This is a genomic window from Arenivirga flava, assembly GCF_030161575.1.
GTDB lineage: Bacteria > Actinomycetota > Actinomycetes > Actinomycetales > Microbacteriaceae > Arenivirga > Arenivirga flava.
Genome location: NZ_BSUL01000002.1, coordinates 30,966 through 46,855, shown reverse-complemented (window position 1 = coordinate 46,855; position 15,890 = coordinate 30,966). Strand labels below are relative to the sequence as shown.

Sequence of the window (15,890 nt, the reverse complement as noted above, 5' to 3'; positions counted from 1 at the left end):
TCGAGGGCATGAGCAGCAACGAGCCGACCGGCGGTGGCACCGACGTCCTGGACCGCGAGCTCGAGGAGCTCCTGAACCAGGAGGCCATCGAGCCGGGCGACCACGAGCGCTTCTCGCACTACGTGCCGAAGGACAAGATCCTCGAGTCCGCGATGACCGGCAAGCCGGTGCGCGCGCTCTGCGGCAAGAAGTGGACCCCGGGGCGCGACCCGGAGAAGTTCCCGGTCTGCCCGGCCTGCAAGAAGGTCTACGAGAAGATGAAGGCCGAGTAGCACTCGGCCGCACCACGAAGGGCTCCGCCGCGGCGGGGCCCTTCGTCATTCCGGGGCGGCGCATTCGGCCCGGCTTCGGGCGGGCCCGGGAACCAGCCGCGCCCCCGGCCGCGTCCGCGGCACGGGCGCCGCGCATCCGCGCGCCGCGCATCCGCTCGCCCAGCTGGCAAACCGGCACCAGTTCCCAAATGACGGAGATTCGAGCGGATGCACGCCTCATCCAGCCCGGAAGTGCTCGAAATCAAGCCCTAAGGCTTGTTGCCGCCGATCGAGCGCCCGACAGTTCCGTCATTTGGCACAGGGGAGCTGGGGGCCGGGAAGCTGGGGGCCGGGAAGCTGGGGGCTGGGGGCTGGGGGCTGGGAGCAGAGTGCGGAGGCGGGGAGCAGCTTGGCGGCGAGCAGCGGGGATCGGGGTGCGTCAGTCGATGAGGGTGGGGATGCCGGCCTCGTCGCTGCGGCCGATGCGCAGCGCCTCGCGGGGAGCTCGCCCATCGCGTAGGCGTGGTGGGCGCGGGCCGCCGTGACGCCCGCCGGGCCGGTCCAGCGCTCGTCGACGGCGCCATCGACGACGAGCGGCACGAGCAGCTCGCGGGCGCGCTCGGGCGGCAGCCCCCGGGTGCGCACGATCTCGGCGATGGCGGTGCCCCGCGCATCCGTCTGCCGCCAGGCGCGCTTGCGCCCGCCGACGCTGGCCTTCGAGGCGCTGCGCTTCGCCACGGGCACCCAGGCGCCGTCGTCGTCGACGTGCGCGACCAGCTTGTAGACCATGCCCGCGGTCGGGGCTCCCGAGCCCGTCACGAGCGACGTGCCCACGCCGTAGGAATCGACGGGGGCGGCGCGGAGCGCGCCGATGGTCGCCTCGTCGAGGTCGTTGGTGACGGTGATACGGGTGCCGGTGGCGCCGAGCCCGTCGAGCTGGGCGCGCACCTCGGCGACGAGCGCGGGCAGGTCGCCGCTGTCGAGGCGCACCGCGCCGAGGCCGGTGCCGGCGACGCGCACGGCGGTCTCGACGCCCTGGCGCACGTCGTAGGTGTCGACCAGCAGCGTGGTGCCGGGGCCGAGCGCCTCGACCTGGGCGCGGAACGCCTGCTCCTCGCTGTCGTGCAGCAGCGTGAAGGCGTGCGCCGCGGTGCCCATGGTGGGCACGCCCCAGGCGCGACCGGCCTCGAGGTTGCTGGTCGCCGAGAAGCCGGCGATGTACGCGGCGCGCGATGCGGCCACGGCGGAGACCTCGCCCGTGCGGCGCGAGCCCATCTCGCTGAGCGGGCGGCCGTCGGCGACCGACACCATCCGTGCCGCGGCGGCGGCGACCGCGCTGTCGTGGTTGAGGATGCTGAGGATCACCGTCTCGAGCAGCACCGTCTCGGCGAAGCCGCCCTCGAGCACGAGGATGGGGGAGTTCGGGAAGAAGGGCTCGCCCTCGCGGTAGCCGTGCACCGTGCCGGTGAAGCGGTAGTCGGCGAGCCAGGCGAGGGTCGCCGGCGTGACGACGTTCTCGCGCTCCAGCCAACCGAGCTCCTCGTCGCCGAAGCGGAAGTCGCGGATCGCGTCGAGCATGCGGCCGGTCCCGGCGACGACGCCGTAGCGGCGACCGTTCGGCAGCGAGCGGGCGAACACCTCGAAGACGCTGCGGCGGTGCGCGGTGCCGGCGCGCAGGGCGGCATCGACCATCGTCAGCTCGTAGCGGTCGGTGAGGAAAGCGGTCGTGCCGGTCACCGCGCCAGCCTAGCCATCCGCGCCGGGGGCCCATCCCATCCGGGCGGGACGGCCAGGCGCCCCGCACTAGACTCGACCCCCGTGAACGATGCGCCGATCGGAGTCTTCGACTCGGGAGTGGGCGGCCTGACGGTCGCCCGGGCGATCATCGACCAGCGGCCGAACGAGAGCATCCTCTACGTCGGCGACACCGCGCACTCGCCGTACGGGCCGAAGCCCATCGCCGAGGTGCGCCGCTACGCGCTCGAGGTGCTCGACGACCTCGTCGCCCAGGGCGTGAAGCTGCTCGTCATCGCCTGCAACACCGCCAGCGCCGCCATGCTGCGCGACGCGCGCGAGCGCTACGACGTGCCCGTCGTCGAGGTCATCCAGCCCGCCGTGCGCCGCGCCGTGAAGACCACCCGCAACGGGCGGGTCGGCGTGATCGCGACCGCCGGCACCATCGGCTCGCGCGCCTACGACGACGCCTTCGCCGCCGCCCCGCACCTCGAGCTCTTCTCGAACGCCTGCCCGCGCTTCGTCGAGTTCGTGGAGGCCGGCGTCACGAGCGGGCCCGAGCTGCTCGCCGCCGCCGAGGAGTACCTGGCACCGCTGCGCGCCGCCGACGTCGACACCCTCGTGCTCGGCTGCACGCACTACCCCTACCTCAAGGGCGCGATCTCCTACGTGATGGGTGAGGACGTGACGCTCGTCTCGAGCGACGTCGAGACCGCCAACGATGTGTACCGCGTGCTCGCCGACCGCCGCATCGAGCGCACCGCCTCGACGCCGCCGACCTACCGCTTCCGCGCCACCGGCGAGAGCGAGGACGAGTTCCTGCGCCTCGCGCACCGCTTCCTCGGCCCCGAGGTGAACACGGTGTCGCTGGTGGAGACCGGCGCGATCGCCCTGCCGCGCGACCTGCGCGCCTGACCCGACCCTCCGCATCCGTCCATCCCCTCGAGAAGGAGCACCCCCATGAGCGAGACCCGCGTCGACGGCCGCAGCAACGACCAGCTGCGCCCCATCACGATCGAGCGCGGCTGGAGCGCCCAGGCCGAGGGCAGCGCGCTCATCAGCTTCGGCGGCACGAAGGTGCTGTGCACCGCCAGCTTCACGAACGGCGTGCCGCGCTGGATGGCCGGCAAGGGCAAGGGCTGGGTGACGGCCGAGTACTCGATGCTGCCGCGATCGACGAACGAGCGGATGCAGCGCGAGAGCATCAAGGGCAAGGTCGGCGGCCGCACCCACGAGATCAGCCGGCTCATCGGCCGCAGCCTGCGCGCCGCCGTCGACATGAAGGCGCTCGGCGAGAACACCATCGTCATCGACTGCGACGTGCTGCAGGCGGACGGCGGCACCCGCACCGCCGCGATCACCGGCGCCTTCGTCGCGCTCGTCGACGCCATCGAGTGGGGCCGCGAGAAGAAGTTCATCGGGCAGAAGGCGCAGGCGATCGTCGACAGCATCCAGGCGGTCTCCGTCGGCATCATCGATGGCACGCCGATGCTCGACCTCGCCTACACCGAGGACGTGCGCGCGGAGACCGACATGAACGTCGTCATGACCGGCCGCGGTCTCTTCATCGAGGTGCAGGGCACGGCCGAGGGCGCGCCCTTCGACCGCGAGGAGCTGAACGCGCTGCTCGAGCTCGGCACCGTCGGCAACGCCGAGCTGGCCCGCATCCAGGCCGAGGTGCTCGAGCAGTGAGCACCGTCGTGCTCGCCACGCACAACCAGCACAAGGTGCGCGAGCTGGGCGAGATCCTCGGCCCGCAGCTCGGCGGCATCGAGCTCGTCGCCTACGACGGCCCCGCCCCGGTCGAGGACGGGCTGAGCTTCACGGCGAACGCGTTCATCAAGGCCCGCGCCGCGGCGGCGCACACCGGGCTGCCGGCCCTCGCCGACGACTCGGGCATCTGCGTCGACGTGCTGGGCGGCTCGCCCGGCATCTTCTCGGCGCGCTGGGGCGGCCCGGCGCGCGACGCCGACGCGAACCTGGAACTGCTGCTCTGGCAGCTCGCCGACGTGGCCGACGAGCATCGCGGCGCGCAGTTCGCCTGCGCGGCGGCGCTCGTGCTGCCCGACGGCCGCGAGCACGTGGAGGAGTCGCGCTGGCGCGGGAGCATCCTGCGCGAGCGCACCGGTGCGGGCGGGCACGGCTACGACCCGATCTTCCGCCCCGAGGGCTCCGCGATCTCGGCCGCCGAGATGACCGCCGCCGAGAAGAACGCGGTCTCGCACCGCACGCAGGCGTTCAGCGCCCTGCTGCCGACCCTGCGCGAGCTGCTCGGCTGAGCGCTCCTGCGCGCCGCCCCCTGCGGCGCGTGGCCGGGCGCGGTCGCTCGCCCCGCCGGCTCAGAGCCAGCTGCGCTCGCGGGCGACCCGCGCCGCCTGGTGTCGTGAGCTGGTGCCCGTCTTGCCCATCGCGCTCGAGAGGTAGTTGCGCACGGTGCCGCCCGCGAGGTGCAGGCGCGCGCCGATCTCGCGTACCGAGTAGCCCTCCACGGTGAGCCGCAGCGCGTCGAGCTCGCGCTCGGTGAGCGGGCAGTCGTCCATCATCGCCGCCGCGGAGATCTCGCTGTCGATGTAGCGCTGGCCGCCGTGCACGCGCTCGACGACCTCGGCGAGCTGCGCCGGGTCGATCGACTTCGACACGAAGCCGCGCACGCCCGCGCCGAGGGCCCGCTTGAGCAGGCCCGGCCGCCCGTGCCGGGTGAGCAGCACGATCGCGCGGTCCGGGAACGCCTGCAGGATGCGGGTGGTCGCCTCGATGCCGTCCATTCGCGGCATCTCCATGTCGAGCAGCACGACATCCGGTCGGTGCTCGGCGTCGAGGGCGACCGCATCCGCTCCGTTGTCGGCCTGGGCGACGACCTCGATCTGGCCCTCCAGCTCCAGCAGGGCGCCGATGGCACCGCGCAGCAGGTTCTCGTCGTCGGCGAGCAGCACCCGGATCATGCGCGCACCGCCTCGCGGCTGCCGGCGAGGCTCGCCTCGGTCGTGAAGACGCCCTTGTTCACCGAGGCCTGCAGTGCGCCGCCCGCGTCGCGGAAGCGCTCGCCGAGGCGGGCCAGCCCGCGCAGCTTCGGCTCCGCATCCGCCGCCCCATCGTTGCTGAGCAGGATGCGCCGGTCGCCGAAGCGCACGTCGACCCTGCTGGCCTGCGCGTGCCGCAGGATGTTCGTCGTGCCCTCGCGCACGACGAGGCCGAGCAGCTCCTCGCCCTCCTCGGGCGGTGCGCCGTGCACGGTGAAGCGGATGCCCGCGGCCTCGAACAGCGCCTGCGAGTTCGCGAGCTCGGCGCGCAGCGACACCTCCCGCTGGCCGTAGGCGAGCGAGCGTGTCTCGGCGAGCGTCTCGGCCACCAGCCCCTCGATCTCGGCGAGGTGCTGCCGAGCGGCAGCGGGGTCGCGCTCGAGTAGCCGGTCGGCGAGGCGCGCCTTGAGCCGGATGACGTGCAGGGTGTGGCCCTGGATGTCGTGCAGGTCGGCGGCGAAGCGGAAGCGCTCCTGCATGACGGCCAGGCTCGCGGTGGCCTGGCGCGAGTCCTCGAGCTCGAGGGAGATGTTCCAGGCGTAGCGGTTGAGCCACATCATGAGCACGAACGCGAAGATCGTGCCGACGCCGAGCCCCAAGCCGAAGCCGGGCCCGTTCTCGACCGCGGCGCCCATGGTGGGCGGCCCGTCGAGGTCGACCCCGAGCGCCCGGACGATGACGAGGGGCGCCCAGCCGATCGCGCAGGCGAGCAGCGCCCACCACAGCCGGTGCCGCGGGGCGTACGAGACGAGCATGCCGGCGCCGAGCGCGAAGGGCAGGGCTCCCAGCGGGTTCGTGAGGCAGAGCACCGACACCCACCAGAGCGCATAGCCGGCGGCGGTCATGGTCGGCACGATCCAGCGCGGGCCCTGCTCGGCCCAGTAGAGCGCCAGCACGACCGTGGCGAGCACGCTGAAGGCGAGGCTCGTGAGCAGCAGGCCGGGGTTGTCGAACCAGCCGAGGCCGACGAACATGAGCATGAGGATCGAGCTCAGCAGCGACCACGTGGTGTACCGGTGCATCCGGGTCAGCGGCGACGCCCGCCGCTTCACGCGCTTGGTCCTCATCACGCGTCCACGCTAGCGCGGCCGCACGGCACGGAGCAGAGCGGATGCGCACGCCGCGATGTGACATCCGTCACGCGGATGCGTGCTCGCCGGGCACTACTGCGCCGCCGTCCTCCGGCGTTGGATCGGAGCCATGACGAACTCCACCGTGATCCAGGCCACCGGCCTCCGCGTCTCCTACGGCTCCTTCGAGGCCGTCAGCGGCGTCGACCTCACCGTGCAGCGCGGCGAGATCTACGCGCTGCTCGGCACCAACGGCGCCGGCAAGACCACGACCCTCGAGACGCTCGAGGGCCACCGCGCGCCGAGCGCCGGCACCGTCGAGGTGCTCGGCGGCGACCCCGCCGACCGCAAGCGCATCCGCCCGCGCATGGGCGTGATGCTGCAGGAGACGGGTTTCGCCGGCGAGCTCACCACGATCGAGATGGTCGAGCTGGTGGGCCGGCTCTCGGGGCGCAGCGATGACGCGATGCGCCTGCTGCAGGCCGTCGGACTGGCCGACAAGGCGCGCACCCGCCTCGATCAGCTCTCCGGCGGGCAGAAGCGCCGGGTCGACTTCGTCATGGCCATCTACGGCACCCCCGAGCTGGTCTTCCTCGACGAGCCGACCACCGGCCTCGACCCGAGCGCCCGCGAGGCGCTCTGGCAGGTCGTGGAGGACGTGCGCCGGGCCGGCAGCACGATCGTGCTCACCACCCACTACCTGGAGGAGGCGGAGCGCCACGCCGACCGCATCGGGCTCATGCACGAGGGCCGTCTGCAGCGGGAGGGCTCGCTGCAGGAGCTCGTGGAGGCGCATCCCTCCCGCATCCGCTTCGCGCCCGTCGAAGGGCTGGCGGAGCTGCCGCTCGCGCACCGCCTCGACGACGAGCTCGTGACCATCGAGACCTCCGAGCTGCAGGACGACCTCACCGCCCTGCTCGGCTGGGCCGCCGCCCGGGGCGTGCGACTCGACCGCCTCAGCGCCACCAGCTCGAGCCTGGAGGACGTCTTCCGTCAGCTCGGCACCGCGCAGCCCGCGAACGCCTGACACCCCCGAACCCGACAAGGAGAACCTGATGCTCGCCATCGCCGCCGCCGAGTCCAAGATGCTCGTGCGCAACAAGCTCGTCGCCTTCAGCGCCCTGCTCATGCCGTTCCTGTTCGGCTTCCTCATGATCAACATGAGCGACAACTTCGGCGGCTTCGCCTTCGCCGCCTCGTCCCTGGTCATCAGCGTGGTCGCGACCGCGGTCTACCTGACGTCGACGACGACGCTCTCCGCGCGCCGCCAGAACCTCTTCCTGAAGCGGATGCGCTCCACCGCCGAGAGCGATCTCGGCATCATCACCGGGCTGCTGCTGCCCACCGTCGTGCTCGCCGCGGTGCAGCTCGCGGTGATCCTCACCGGCATGGTGGTGTTCGGCGGCACGACCATCGCGAACCCCGTCGTCGTGATCGCGGCGATCCTGCTCGCGGTCGTCATGTTCGTCGGTCTCGCGCTCGCGACCGCCGGCGTGACGAACTCGCCGGAGCACGCCCAGGTCACCACGCTGCCGGTCTTCTTCATCGCCATCGCGGCCTCCGTGTGGGCGGGCATCGGCTCGCGGATCGAGGAGCCGGGCTCGGTCTTCGGCCTGGTGCGCGCCTTCCTGCCCGGCGGCGGCGTGGCCGAGCTCGTCGGGCTGGGCTGGAGCGGCGCACCGGTGGGCGAGCTCCTGGCCCCGCTCGGCGGAGCGGTGCTCTGGGCGGTCATCGGCCTCGTCGCGGCGCGGCGGATGTTCCGCTGGGAGCCGCGGGTCTGAGCGATCCGGTGCGCCGCCGCCCCGCGGCGCACGCCCGGCGGGAGCGACCGAGCGCGGTCGCTCCTGCCGGGCCGATCGGCACCGGGCCCCGTCTCGGCGGGGCCCTCTGCCATGTCGGCCGCCAGGCCGTCCGTCCGCAGTCCGTGGCCGGGCACGGATCCGGGGCTACTGTCGTGCTGCCGTGGTCTAAGGTTTCGGTATGCCGAAACTTCGATCGTCGACGTCCCTCGCGGCGGTGCTCACCGCTGGTCTGCTGCTGAGCGGATGCGCGAACCCGTTCGCCGACGGGGCACCGCCGACCGCCTCCGACGCCGCCGAGCGCCCGGTGGTGCTGACCACCTTCACGGTGCTCGCCGACCTCGTCGCCGAGATCGGCGGCGATGCCGTCGAGGTGCGCTCCATCACGCGGGTCGGCGCCGAGATCCACGGCTACGAACCGACGCCCTCCGACCTCGTCGCGGCGCAGGACGCGGACCTCATCCTGGACAACGGCCTGGGCCTGGAAGGCTGGTTCGCGCAGTTCACGGACGGCATCGATGCGCCGCACGCGACGCTCAGCGACGGCGTCGAGACCATCGCGATCGGCACCGGCGAGTACGAGGGGCGGGTCAATCCGCACGCCTGGATGTCGCCGAAGGAGGCCGCCGTCTACGTCGACAACGCGGTGGATGCCCTCTCGGCGCTGGTGCCCGCATCCGCTCGCTCCTTCGAGGAGAACGGCGAGGCGTACCAGGCCTCCCTCGCGGAGCTCGAGGCGAGGATCGTCGACGCCGTCGCCACGATCCCGCCGGAGCAGCGGATGCTCGTCACCTGCGAGGGCGCCTTCAGCTACCTCGCGCGCGACGCCGGCCTCGACGAGGCGTACCTCTGGGCGGTGAATCAGGAGCGTCAGGGCACTCCGCAGCAGACCGCCGCGGTCGTCGACACGGTGCGCGAGCGCGGGGTGCGCGCCGTGTTCTGCGAGTCGACCGTCAGCGACGCCGCGCAGCGCCAGGTGGCGCTCGAGACCGGGGCGGTCCTGGCGGGACCGCTGTACGTGGACTCGCTCAGCGAGGGCGCCCCCGTGCCCACACTGCTCGACCTGCTCGAGCACGACATCGACACCATCGTGGCGGCGCTCGCGTGAGCGCCGTGGTGGTCGCCGACCTCACCGTGCACTACGGCGAGGTGCTCGCGTTGAGCGCGGTCGACCTGCGGCTCGAGGAGGGCCGCGTGATCGGGCTGCTCGGCACCAACGGTGCCGGCAAGTCGACGCTCTTCAACTCCGTCATGGGTCTCGTCGCCCCCACCCGCGGGCGTGTCGAAGTGCTGGGCGGCGCCTCGTCCGACGCCCGCCGCCGCGGGCTCGTCGCCTTCGTGCCGCAGAGCGAGCGGATCGACACCGACTTCCCGGTCTCGGTGCGCGACGTCGTGGCGATGGGCCGCTACGGCCGCCTCGGCATCACGCGACGGCTGCGCGCAGCGGACCGCGACGCCGTGGAGTCGGCGATCGCGCGCGTCGGACTCGCGGAGCTGGCCGACCGGCAGATCGGCGAGCTCTCCGGCGGGCAGCGCAAGCGCGCCTTCGTCGCCCGCGGCATCGCGCAGGACGCCCGCCTGCTGCTGCTCGACGAGCCCTTCGCCGGCGTCGACGTCACCTCGCAGGCGCTCATCACACAGCTGCTGCACGAGCTGCGCGACGAGGGCCGCACCGTGCTGATCTCGACCCACGACCTCGCCGGCGTGCCCGCCCTCTGCGACGAGGTGGTGCTGCTGCACCACCGCGTCGTCTTCCACGGCGACCCGGCGTCGGCCATGGCCCCCGAGCGGCTCGCGCACGCCTTCGTGGGGCCGGACGCGCCGGATGCGGCGCACGCCCCGCCCGCCGCCTCCGCGCATCCGCTCGACCGATCGGGGGAGCCCGCATGATCGACCTCATCCTCGAGCCGCTGCAGTACTCGTTCATGACACGCGCGCTCCTGGTCAGCCTCGTCGCGGCGGTCACCTGCGCCCTGCTCAGCGTCTGGCTCGTGCAGATCGGCTGGTCGCTCATGGGCGACGCGGTGTCGCACGCCGTGCTGCCCGGGGTGGTCATCGCCTACCTCATCGGCTGGCCGTTCGCGATCGGCGCCTTCGTGTTCGGCGTCGGGGCGGTGGCCCTGATCGGCGGCATCCAGGCGACGACGCGGATCAAGGCGGATGCGGCGATCGGCGTCGTCTTCACCGCGCTCTTCGCGCTCGGCGTGGTGCTCATCAGCCGCACGCCGTCGGGCGTCGATCTGAGCCACATCCTCTTCGGCAACGTGCTCGGCACCAGCGCCGCGGACCTCGTGCAGGTGCTGATCATCGGTGCGGTCACGGCCGCGGTGCTGCTGCTCAAACGCCGCGACCTGACGCTGTTCGCCTTCGATCCCTCGCACGCGCATGCGCTGGGGCTCAGCGTGCGGTGGCTGCGCGCACTGCTCCTGGGCCTGCTGGCGCTCACGGTCGTCACGGCGCTGCAGGCCGTGGGCATCATCCTCGTGGTGGCGATGCTCATCACGCCGGGCGCCACGGTCGTGCTGCTCAGCCGGCGTTTCGACCGCATGCTGCTGCTGGCCGTGCTCATCACGGCGGTGAGCGCCGCCGTCGGCGTCTACGCCAGCTACCACCTCGACGTCGCGACCGGCGGGTCGATCGTGCTCGCGCAGGCCGCGGCGTTCCTGCTCGCGTTCCTGTTCGGTCCGCGCGGCGGGATGCTCGTGCGGTTGCGCGGGCGGCGGCGGGCGCGGGCGGCGACGGCGCCGCCCTCCGGAGCCGGTCCGCTGCCGGCCGGCGGCGCATCCGCTCGTCTCGACGGAGTCGCGCCGTGAAGGCCGTCGCCGGGGCGCCCACCTCGGTCGCCGAGGACTATGTGAAGGTCGTCTACGGGCACACCGAGTGGCAGCCGGCGCCCATCACGACCTCGGGCATCGCGGTGCGACTCGGGCTCGCGGCCTCGAGCGTCACGGAGATGGTCAAGAAGCTCGCCGCGGCCGGCCTGCTCACCCACGTGCCCTACGGCGCCGTCGAGCTCACCGATCGCGGCCGCGAGCTCGCGCTGCGCATGGTGCGCCGGCACCGTCTGATCGAGACGTGGCTCGTCGAGCAGCACGGCTACGGCTGGGACGAGGTGCACGACGAGGCCGAGGTGCTGGAGCACACCGTCAGCGACCGGCTGCTCGACTCGATCGACGAGCAGCTCGGCCGGCCCGTGCGCGATCCGCACGGCGACCCGATCCCCGACGCGGCCGGAGCCCTGCACCGACCGGACGCCGTGCTGCTCGGCGAGGCTCCCGACGGCCACGTCGGGGCGGTCGTGCGCATCAGCGACCGCGACCCCGACCTGCTGCGCTACCTGGAGGCGGAGGGCATCGGGCTCGACACGACCATCTCGGTGCTCGGCAGGCGCCCGTTCGGCGGAGCGCTGGCCGTGCGCGCAGCGGAGGCGGAGCTCGACCTCGGCGAGGAGGTCGCGTCCAGCGTGTGGATCGCGCGCTGACGCGCATCCGATCGCGCAGGTGTCGGCGGTGGGCATCCGCTGTGCGTGAAAGCGCCGATCAGAGCGAGGATCGTTCTCATTCCCGAGATGCCCCACGGGTGACGGATGCGCCCTACGGTGGTCGCATGAGTCACGCGCACGAGCACGGTCAGGGATCGAACCGGCGGCGCCTGCTGCTCGCGATCGCGGTCATCGGCGGGTTCCTGCTCATCGAGGTCATCGGCGCCCTGCTGAGCGGTTCGCTGGCGCTGCTCGCCGACGCCGGCCACATGCTCGGCGACCTCGTCGGGCTCTGCGTCGCGCTCGTCGCGCTGTCGGTCGCCGCTCGGCCGGCCACGGATCGGCAGACCTTCGGCTTCCGCCGCGCCGAGGTGTTCGGCGCCCTGGTGAACGGCGTCATCCTCGCCGCCGTCGCGGTGAGCGTGGGCATCGAGGGCGTGCGCCGGCTCCTGGAGCCGGCTGAGGGCCACGTCGACGGCCCGCTCATGCTCGCGGTCGCCGCGGCGGGCCTGCTGGCGAACGTCGCGGCGCTGCTCGTGCTGCGCGGCGGCCGCGGCGAGTCCATCAACCTGCGCGGTGCCTACCTCGAGGTGCTCGGCGACCTGATCGGCTCCGTCGCGGCGATCCTCGCCGGCGCCGTCATCCTGACGACCGGATGGGCGCCCACCGACGCCATCGCCTCGCTCGCCATCGCGGCCCTCATCCTGCCCCGCGCCATCGCGCTGCTGCGCGAGGTCGTCCACGTGCTCAGCGAGAGCGCTCCGCGCGAGACGAGCGTCGCCGAGATCCGCGAGCACGTGCTCCGCGCCGACGGCGTCGTGGCGGTGCACGACGTGCACGTGTGGGCGATCACCTCGGGGCACCCGGTGTTCACCGCGCACGTCGTGGTCGAGGACTCGGTGCTCGAGTCGGGCGGCACCGATGCGCTGCTCGACCGACTCGCCGGCTGCCTGGCCGAGCACTTCGACGTGGCGCACTCCACGTTCCAGCTCGAGCCGGCCTCGCACGCCCACCACGAGGACGTCGCGCACCGCTGATCGGTGCGCTCCTCGTGGCCCTCGCCGGTGCCGCTCCTCTGCTCCCGGCCGCCGCTCCTCTGCTCCCCGGCAGCTGCTCCTCGTTGCGCAGTGCAGCACGCGAGCGACACGGGAGTATCGAGACTCCTACGTCTTGGTCGGTCGGATACGGCTACTCGATGGCCCGCGGCTGCGCACGCCAGCGCCCCTGGGGGATGCCGGCGCGCAGCATGGCCAGCCTCAGGGGCTCCACGCGCATCACGTCGCTCCAGATCCAGCGGATGAACGCATCACCGGTGGCGGCACGGATCGCGTCTTCGCGGAGCTTCTCATCGATGACCACCTCGGCGGGCGTGCGCCCCTTGCGGAACTCCGCGGCGCGGTACTTCTCCAGACCGTCGAACTCGCCCCGCCGACGCCAGCGGGGCCAGCCGAAGTCCGTCGCGTACGGCGTGCCGATGGCCGGCACCTGCAGCAGCGGCGCCGGGAAGCCGAGCTCGAGCAGCGTGGCTCGACTCGTCGACTCGCCCGCGTTCGCGGCGTGGCCGTCGGCCCAGCTGATGGCGAGCTGCGCACGGCGATGCGCACGGGGCGCAGCGGCATCCAGTTCGGCCGACAACGCCTCGCGCGACCAGCCGCGGCGCAGCGCCTCATCGAGGGGTGCCAGCGCGAAACGGAACGGCGACGTCGCAGCGAGATCCACGAGGGTGCGTCCGATGGGCGTGGCGAGCGCCGCCCCGACCCGCACGACGTCGACGGTTCCGCTGCTGGTATGGCGCAGGACCGCGGCGGTCGAACGCGAGCGGACCGTGCGTCGCTCCACGACCTCGGGGCGCTCCGGCATCGGCCCGATGAGCGGCAGACCGTGCGCGACGGCTGCCGAGCGATGGCTCAGCACCGCCTCCGGCACGGTCGCGACCAGCGCGTGGGTGCGGAGGGCGAACCGCTCCCTGGGGTTCACGAGCTCCCAGTCCCGTCGCGCGATGTAGGCGCCGGGGCGGATGCGCACGAGCGCGCCGCGCTGCTGCGCGCGCTGCAAGCCGCGAGGGTCCGATCCCGGGGAGCGGCCGATGATGATGAGTCGCGGGTCGATCTGCATCCGTCGACGATGCCGGCCGCGTCGCGGCCACGGTGACCGCCCGGGAGACCCGTGCTGGGAGCTCCCGTTGCGCCCGATGTGGAGGGATGGAGCACCGGAGCGTCACGGCGGTATCGGCACCGGTACGGCGCAGTCGTCCGCGTACTGCGCCGACGGCGTGGCATCGCCGGTGGCCCGGCGAGCGCCGTGAGAGGAGCGCACCGCGCACGCGGCTCGCATCCGCTCGGGGTGCCTCAGCGCCCGCGTCATACAGCGCCCGCGTCATACAGCGCCCGCGTCATACAGTGCCCGTGTCATGCAGTGCCCGTGTCATGCAGTGCCCGTGTCGTGCAGCGCCGGTGTCATGCAGTGCCCGTGTCATGCAGTACCGGTGCGACACGGTCGTACGGATGCCGCTACGACTGGGACGTTCGCGTACTCCTTCACGGGGAGGCGCGGCCGTGGTGGCCACAGCGCGTCGGCGCGCTGCCGCGGCATCGCGTCAGCCGAGGTGGCGCGTCAGCCGCGGCGTCGCGGCTCCGGGCCGTGCTCGTCGAGCGAGCCGTGCTCGATCGACGGCGACCTATGCGGCGCACCGGTCGACTCCGACCCGGTGCCGGGCGCAGCGGGCGCACCGATCGCCCCCGACTCGGTGCCGGGACCCCCGGGCGCACCGGTCGGCGCCGACTCGGCGCCGGGCGCCCCGGCATCCTCCTCCTCCTGGCGCTCGCGCCGCTCCTTCAGCCAGTGCACGACCATGCTCGCCACGACGATGACGACCAGCCCGATGAGCACGTACTCGATGTAGTGCGTGACGAGGTCCGCGACTCCGGGGATATGGGCCACGCCCCAGCCGACCATGACGAGCCCGACGCCCCAGACCAGTGCGCCCAGCACGTTGAAGAAGAGGAACTTGCGGTACGGCATCCGGCCGACGCCCGCGGCGACCGGCGCGATGGTGCGGGCAACCGGCACGAAGCGCGCGATCGTGACCGCGAGGCCCCCGTATCGCTCGAAGAAGGCGTTGGTGCGCTCGACGCTGCGGCGCGAGAAGAAGCCGCTCGACTTGCGCTCGAAGATCGCCGGGCCGCTCTTGACGCCGATCAGGTACCCCAGCTGGTCGCCGAGCACCGCTGCGGCGAAGACGGCCAGGCACACCAGCCACACGGGCTGCGGAATCGTGCCCTGGAAGGTGAGCACCCCCGTCACCAGCAGCAGGGTGTCGCCCGGCAGCAGGAAGCCGATGAGCAGCCCGGTCTCGACGAACACGATGGCGCACACGACGAGCAGGCCCCAGGTGCCGGCGCCGGAGATCAGGCCCTCCACGTCGAACAGGCCTGCGGCGAGCGTCTCCACGGGGGTCTCCTGATGCGGGGCCACGAAGCCGCGGCAGGGTGTGCGGGCCTCCTCCGCCATCGCGGCGAGCGGATGCGGGGAGGTTCGATCGGTGCGGAAGGAGGGACTCGAACCCTCACGCCCTGGAGCACAGGAACCTAAATCCTGCGTGTCTGCCGATTCCACCACTCCCGCGGGTGTGCCCAGTGTATCCGCGGGCGCCGTGCAGCCTCGTCCGACCGCGGGATGACGCAGGACGGCGCCCCGGACCAGTCGGGCCGTCGCCCGCCAGCGTCCTCCCGGCCCGCCTCAGCCGCAGAGCTGGAACACGTGCGCCGGGTCGCCGGGCACCGTGAGATCGCGATCGCGCAGCACCACCGAGGCCGGCGTGGCCGGATCGTCGCAGATCTCCTCGAAGGGCGCGGCAGCGCATCCGTGTACTCGATGTCGATGACCGCGTCGCCGTAGACGTCGGTGTAGGCACGGCACTCGTCGAAGGCCGCGCACTCCTCGACGACGGCGAAGTCGAAGCCGGCCTCGTCGTGCATCCGCTCGGTCAGCTCCGCCGCGTTCTTCTGGCCCGCGGCGAGCCCCGCGCCGTGCGCGATGTCGACGAGGGCGGATGCGAGCGCCAGGTTGTCGTCCACGGTCAGCGCGTCGTCCGAGCGCGTGAACGTGTCGAGGTTGTCGAACTCGACCGCGTCGAAGCCGTCCTCGGCGCAGCCCTCGATCCACGGGCCGACGAGGTCGACGATCGCGTCGCGGCCCTCGGCCGTGCTCGTGTCGAGCAGCGCCTCGTCCGGCCAGTCGGGGTCGAAGACGGTCTCGCCGTCCCGCTGCAGCAGCAGCTCGTCGGGCCACTGCTCGAGCTCGCCGGGCTGGGTCTGGAAGCCGTTGACGTAGCAGACCGAGTAGGCGCCCTCCGCGGGTTCCGCGGACCGGTCGCGGCCGACGATACCGACCGCGGGGTCGGGGTCGTAGGCGCCGCCGAGCTGGTAGTCGGGGGCCGCGCCGGCGGGGAAGCCGTCGTCCGGCTGCGCGGCGCATCCGCTCAGCAGCAGGGCCGTGACGGCGACGGCGGCGAGCGGGCGGATGCGGGGCACGGG

General features: G+C 72.8%; 17 protein-coding genes and 1 tRNA gene. 11 read left to right on the top strand and 7 right to left on the bottom strand.

Going from position 1 to position 15,890, the window contains the following annotated elements; all coding sequences use genetic code 11:
* Window positions 1-8 precede the first annotated feature (8 nt).
* Complete coding sequence (locus tag QQK26_RS15995; RefSeq protein WP_284228813.1) at window positions 9-272, top strand: DUF3039 domain-containing protein; 264 nt, start codon at window positions 9-11, stop codon at window positions 270-272.
* Between the two features lie 288 nt (window positions 273-560).
* Here the strand turns inward: QQK26_RS15995 and QQK26_RS15990 are convergent, their stop codons facing one another.
* Window positions 561-1,988 carry a nicotinate phosphoribosyltransferase gene (locus QQK26_RS15990; RefSeq protein WP_284235442.1) on the bottom strand — a complete coding sequence of 476 codons (1,428 nt, stop codon included), beginning with the start codon at window positions 1,986-1,988 and terminating at the stop codon, window positions 561-563.
* An 81-nt stretch (window positions 1,989-2,069) separates the two neighbouring features.
* On the opposite strand from QQK26_RS15990, the gene murI reads away from it, so the two are divergent.
* Genes murI through rdgB form a run of 3 tightly spaced genes read left to right on the top strand, consistent with a single transcriptional unit; the run spans window position 2,070 to window position 4,264 of the window.
* A complete protein-coding gene (gene murI, locus QQK26_RS15985; protein WP_284228815.1) occupies window positions 2,070-2,900 on the top strand; it encodes a glutamate racemase in 831 nt (276 codons plus the stop codon).
* Window positions 2,901-2,945: 45 nt separating this feature from the next.
* Window positions 2,946-3,677 (top strand): ribonuclease PH, encoded by a 732-nt coding sequence (rph, locus tag QQK26_RS15980; protein ID WP_284228816.1) that lies wholly within the window; start codon window positions 2,946-2,948, stop codon window positions 3,675-3,677.
* Window positions 3,674-4,264 (top strand): RdgB/HAM1 family non-canonical purine NTP pyrophosphatase, encoded by a 591-nt coding sequence (gene rdgB, locus QQK26_RS15975; RefSeq protein ID WP_284228817.1) that lies wholly within the window; start codon window positions 3,674-3,676, stop codon window positions 4,262-4,264. Before rph ends, rdgB begins: the two co-directional genes overlap by 4 nt.
* 60 nt (window positions 4,265-4,324) lie before the next feature.
* On the opposite strand, the gene QQK26_RS15970 is transcribed toward rdgB, so the two are convergent.
* Both QQK26_RS15970 and QQK26_RS15965 read right to left on the bottom strand, forming a co-directional pair.
* Window positions 4,325-4,927, bottom strand: coding sequence for a response regulator transcription factor (locus tag QQK26_RS15970; protein WP_284228818.1), 603 nt, complete (start codon window positions 4,925-4,927; stop codon window positions 4,325-4,327).
* A complete protein-coding gene (locus QQK26_RS15965; RefSeq protein WP_284228819.1) occupies window positions 4,924-6,072 on the bottom strand; it encodes a sensor histidine kinase in 1,149 nt (382 codons plus the stop codon). The genes QQK26_RS15970 and QQK26_RS15965 overlap by 4 nt, the downstream gene beginning before the upstream one ends.
* A gap of 133 nt (window positions 6,073-6,205) precedes the next feature.
* Between QQK26_RS15965 and QQK26_RS15960 the strand changes: the two genes are divergently transcribed.
* The 7 genes from QQK26_RS15960 (at window position 6,206) to QQK26_RS15930 (ending at window position 12,392) form a co-directional block, all read left to right on the top strand.
* Entirely contained in the window at window positions 6,206-7,102 is an 897-nt protein-coding gene (locus QQK26_RS15960; protein WP_284228820.1) for an ABC transporter ATP-binding protein, read from the top strand.
* A gap of 28 nt (window positions 7,103-7,130) precedes the next feature.
* Entirely contained in the window at window positions 7,131-7,856 is a 726-nt protein-coding gene (locus QQK26_RS15955; RefSeq protein WP_284228821.1) for an ABC transporter permease, read from the top strand.
* Between the two features lie 199 nt (window positions 7,857-8,055).
* Window positions 8,056-8,982: a metal ABC transporter substrate-binding protein gene (locus tag QQK26_RS15950; protein WP_284228822.1), complete on the top strand. Its 927-nt coding sequence runs from the start codon at window positions 8,056-8,058 to the stop codon at window positions 8,980-8,982.
* Window positions 8,979-9,764 carry a metal ABC transporter ATP-binding protein gene (locus QQK26_RS15945; RefSeq protein WP_284234346.1) on the top strand — a complete coding sequence of 262 codons (786 nt, stop codon included), beginning with the start codon at window positions 8,979-8,981 and terminating at the stop codon, window positions 9,762-9,764. Before QQK26_RS15950 ends, QQK26_RS15945 begins: the two co-directional genes overlap by 4 nt.
* The gene (locus QQK26_RS15940) at window positions 9,761-10,687 is read left to right on the top strand and encodes a metal ABC transporter permease (RefSeq protein ID WP_284228824.1); all 927 of its coding nucleotides are present in this window, start codon (window positions 9,761-9,763) and stop codon (window positions 10,685-10,687) included. The genes QQK26_RS15945 and QQK26_RS15940 overlap by 4 nt, the downstream gene beginning before the upstream one ends.
* Entirely contained in the window at window positions 10,684-11,355 is a 672-nt protein-coding gene (locus QQK26_RS15935) for a metal-dependent transcriptional regulator (RefSeq protein WP_284234348.1), read from the top strand. Before QQK26_RS15940 ends, QQK26_RS15935 begins: the two co-directional genes overlap by 4 nt.
* A gap of 125 nt (window positions 11,356-11,480) precedes the next feature.
* On the top strand, window positions 11,481-12,392 hold the full coding sequence (locus QQK26_RS15930; protein WP_284228826.1) for a cation diffusion facilitator family transporter: 912 nt from the start codon (window positions 11,481-11,483) through the stop codon (window positions 12,390-12,392).
* Between the two features lie 151 nt (window positions 12,393-12,543).
* Here QQK26_RS15930 and QQK26_RS15925 read toward each other — a convergent pair whose 3' ends face one another.
* The 4 genes from QQK26_RS15925 to QQK26_RS15910 form a co-directional block, all read right to left on the bottom strand.
* Entirely contained in the window at window positions 12,544-13,470 is a 927-nt protein-coding gene (locus QQK26_RS15925) for a hypothetical protein (protein WP_284228833.1), read from the bottom strand.
* Window positions 13,471-13,968: 498 nt separating this feature from the next.
* Complete coding sequence (locus QQK26_RS15920) at window positions 13,969-14,865, bottom strand: DedA family protein (protein WP_284228835.1); 897 nt, start codon at window positions 14,863-14,865, stop codon at window positions 13,969-13,971.
* A 32-nt stretch (window positions 14,866-14,897) separates the two neighbouring features.
* Window positions 14,898-14,979: transfer RNA gene (locus tag QQK26_RS15915), tRNA-Leu, on the bottom strand.
* Window positions 14,943-15,887 carry an endo alpha-1,4 polygalactosaminidase gene (locus QQK26_RS15910; protein ID WP_348519969.1) on the bottom strand — a complete coding sequence of 315 codons (945 nt, stop codon included), beginning with the start codon at window positions 15,885-15,887 and terminating at the stop codon, window positions 14,943-14,945. The genes QQK26_RS15915 and QQK26_RS15910 overlap by 37 nt, the downstream gene beginning before the upstream one ends.
* Between the last annotated feature and the right edge of the window lie 3 nt (window positions 15,888-15,890).

Excerpts from the sequence above, each read along its gene's own strand:
- rph (WP_284228816.1), top strand. The coding sequence starts at position 2,946 with ATGAGCGAGACCCGCGTCGACGGCCGCAGCAACGACCAGCTGCGCCCC.
- QQK26_RS15995 (WP_284228813.1), top strand. The coding sequence starts at position 9 with ATGAGCAGCAACGAGCCGACCGGCGGTGGCACCGACGTCCTGGACCGC.
- QQK26_RS15970 (WP_284228818.1), bottom strand. The coding sequence starts at position 4,927 with ATGATCCGGGTGCTGCTCGCCGACGACGAGAACCTGCTGCGCGGTGCC.
- QQK26_RS15950 (WP_284228822.1), top strand. The coding sequence starts at position 8,056 with ATGCCGAAACTTCGATCGTCGACGTCCCTCGCGGCGGTGCTCACCGCT.
- QQK26_RS15960 (WP_284228820.1), top strand. The coding sequence starts at position 6,206 with ATGACGAACTCCACCGTGATCCAGGCCACCGGCCTCCGCGTCTCCTAC.
- QQK26_RS15930 (WP_284228826.1), top strand. The coding sequence starts at position 11,481 with ATGAGTCACGCGCACGAGCACGGTCAGGGATCGAACCGGCGGCGCCTG.
- QQK26_RS15925 (WP_284228833.1), bottom strand. The coding sequence starts at position 13,470 with ATGCAGATCGACCCGCGACTCATCATCATCGGCCGCTCCCCGGGATCG.
- QQK26_RS15940 (WP_284228824.1), top strand. The coding sequence starts at position 9,761 with ATGATCGACCTCATCCTCGAGCCGCTGCAGTACTCGTTCATGACACGC.
- QQK26_RS15965 (WP_284228819.1), bottom strand. The coding sequence starts at position 6,072 with ATGAGGACCAAGCGCGTGAAGCGGCGGGCGTCGCCGCTGACCCGGATG.
- QQK26_RS15920 (WP_284228835.1), bottom strand. The coding sequence starts at position 14,865 with ATGGCGGAGGAGGCCCGCACACCCTGCCGCGGCTTCGTGGCCCCGCAT.
- QQK26_RS15955 (WP_284228821.1), top strand. The coding sequence starts at position 7,131 with ATGCTCGCCATCGCCGCCGCCGAGTCCAAGATGCTCGTGCGCAACAAG.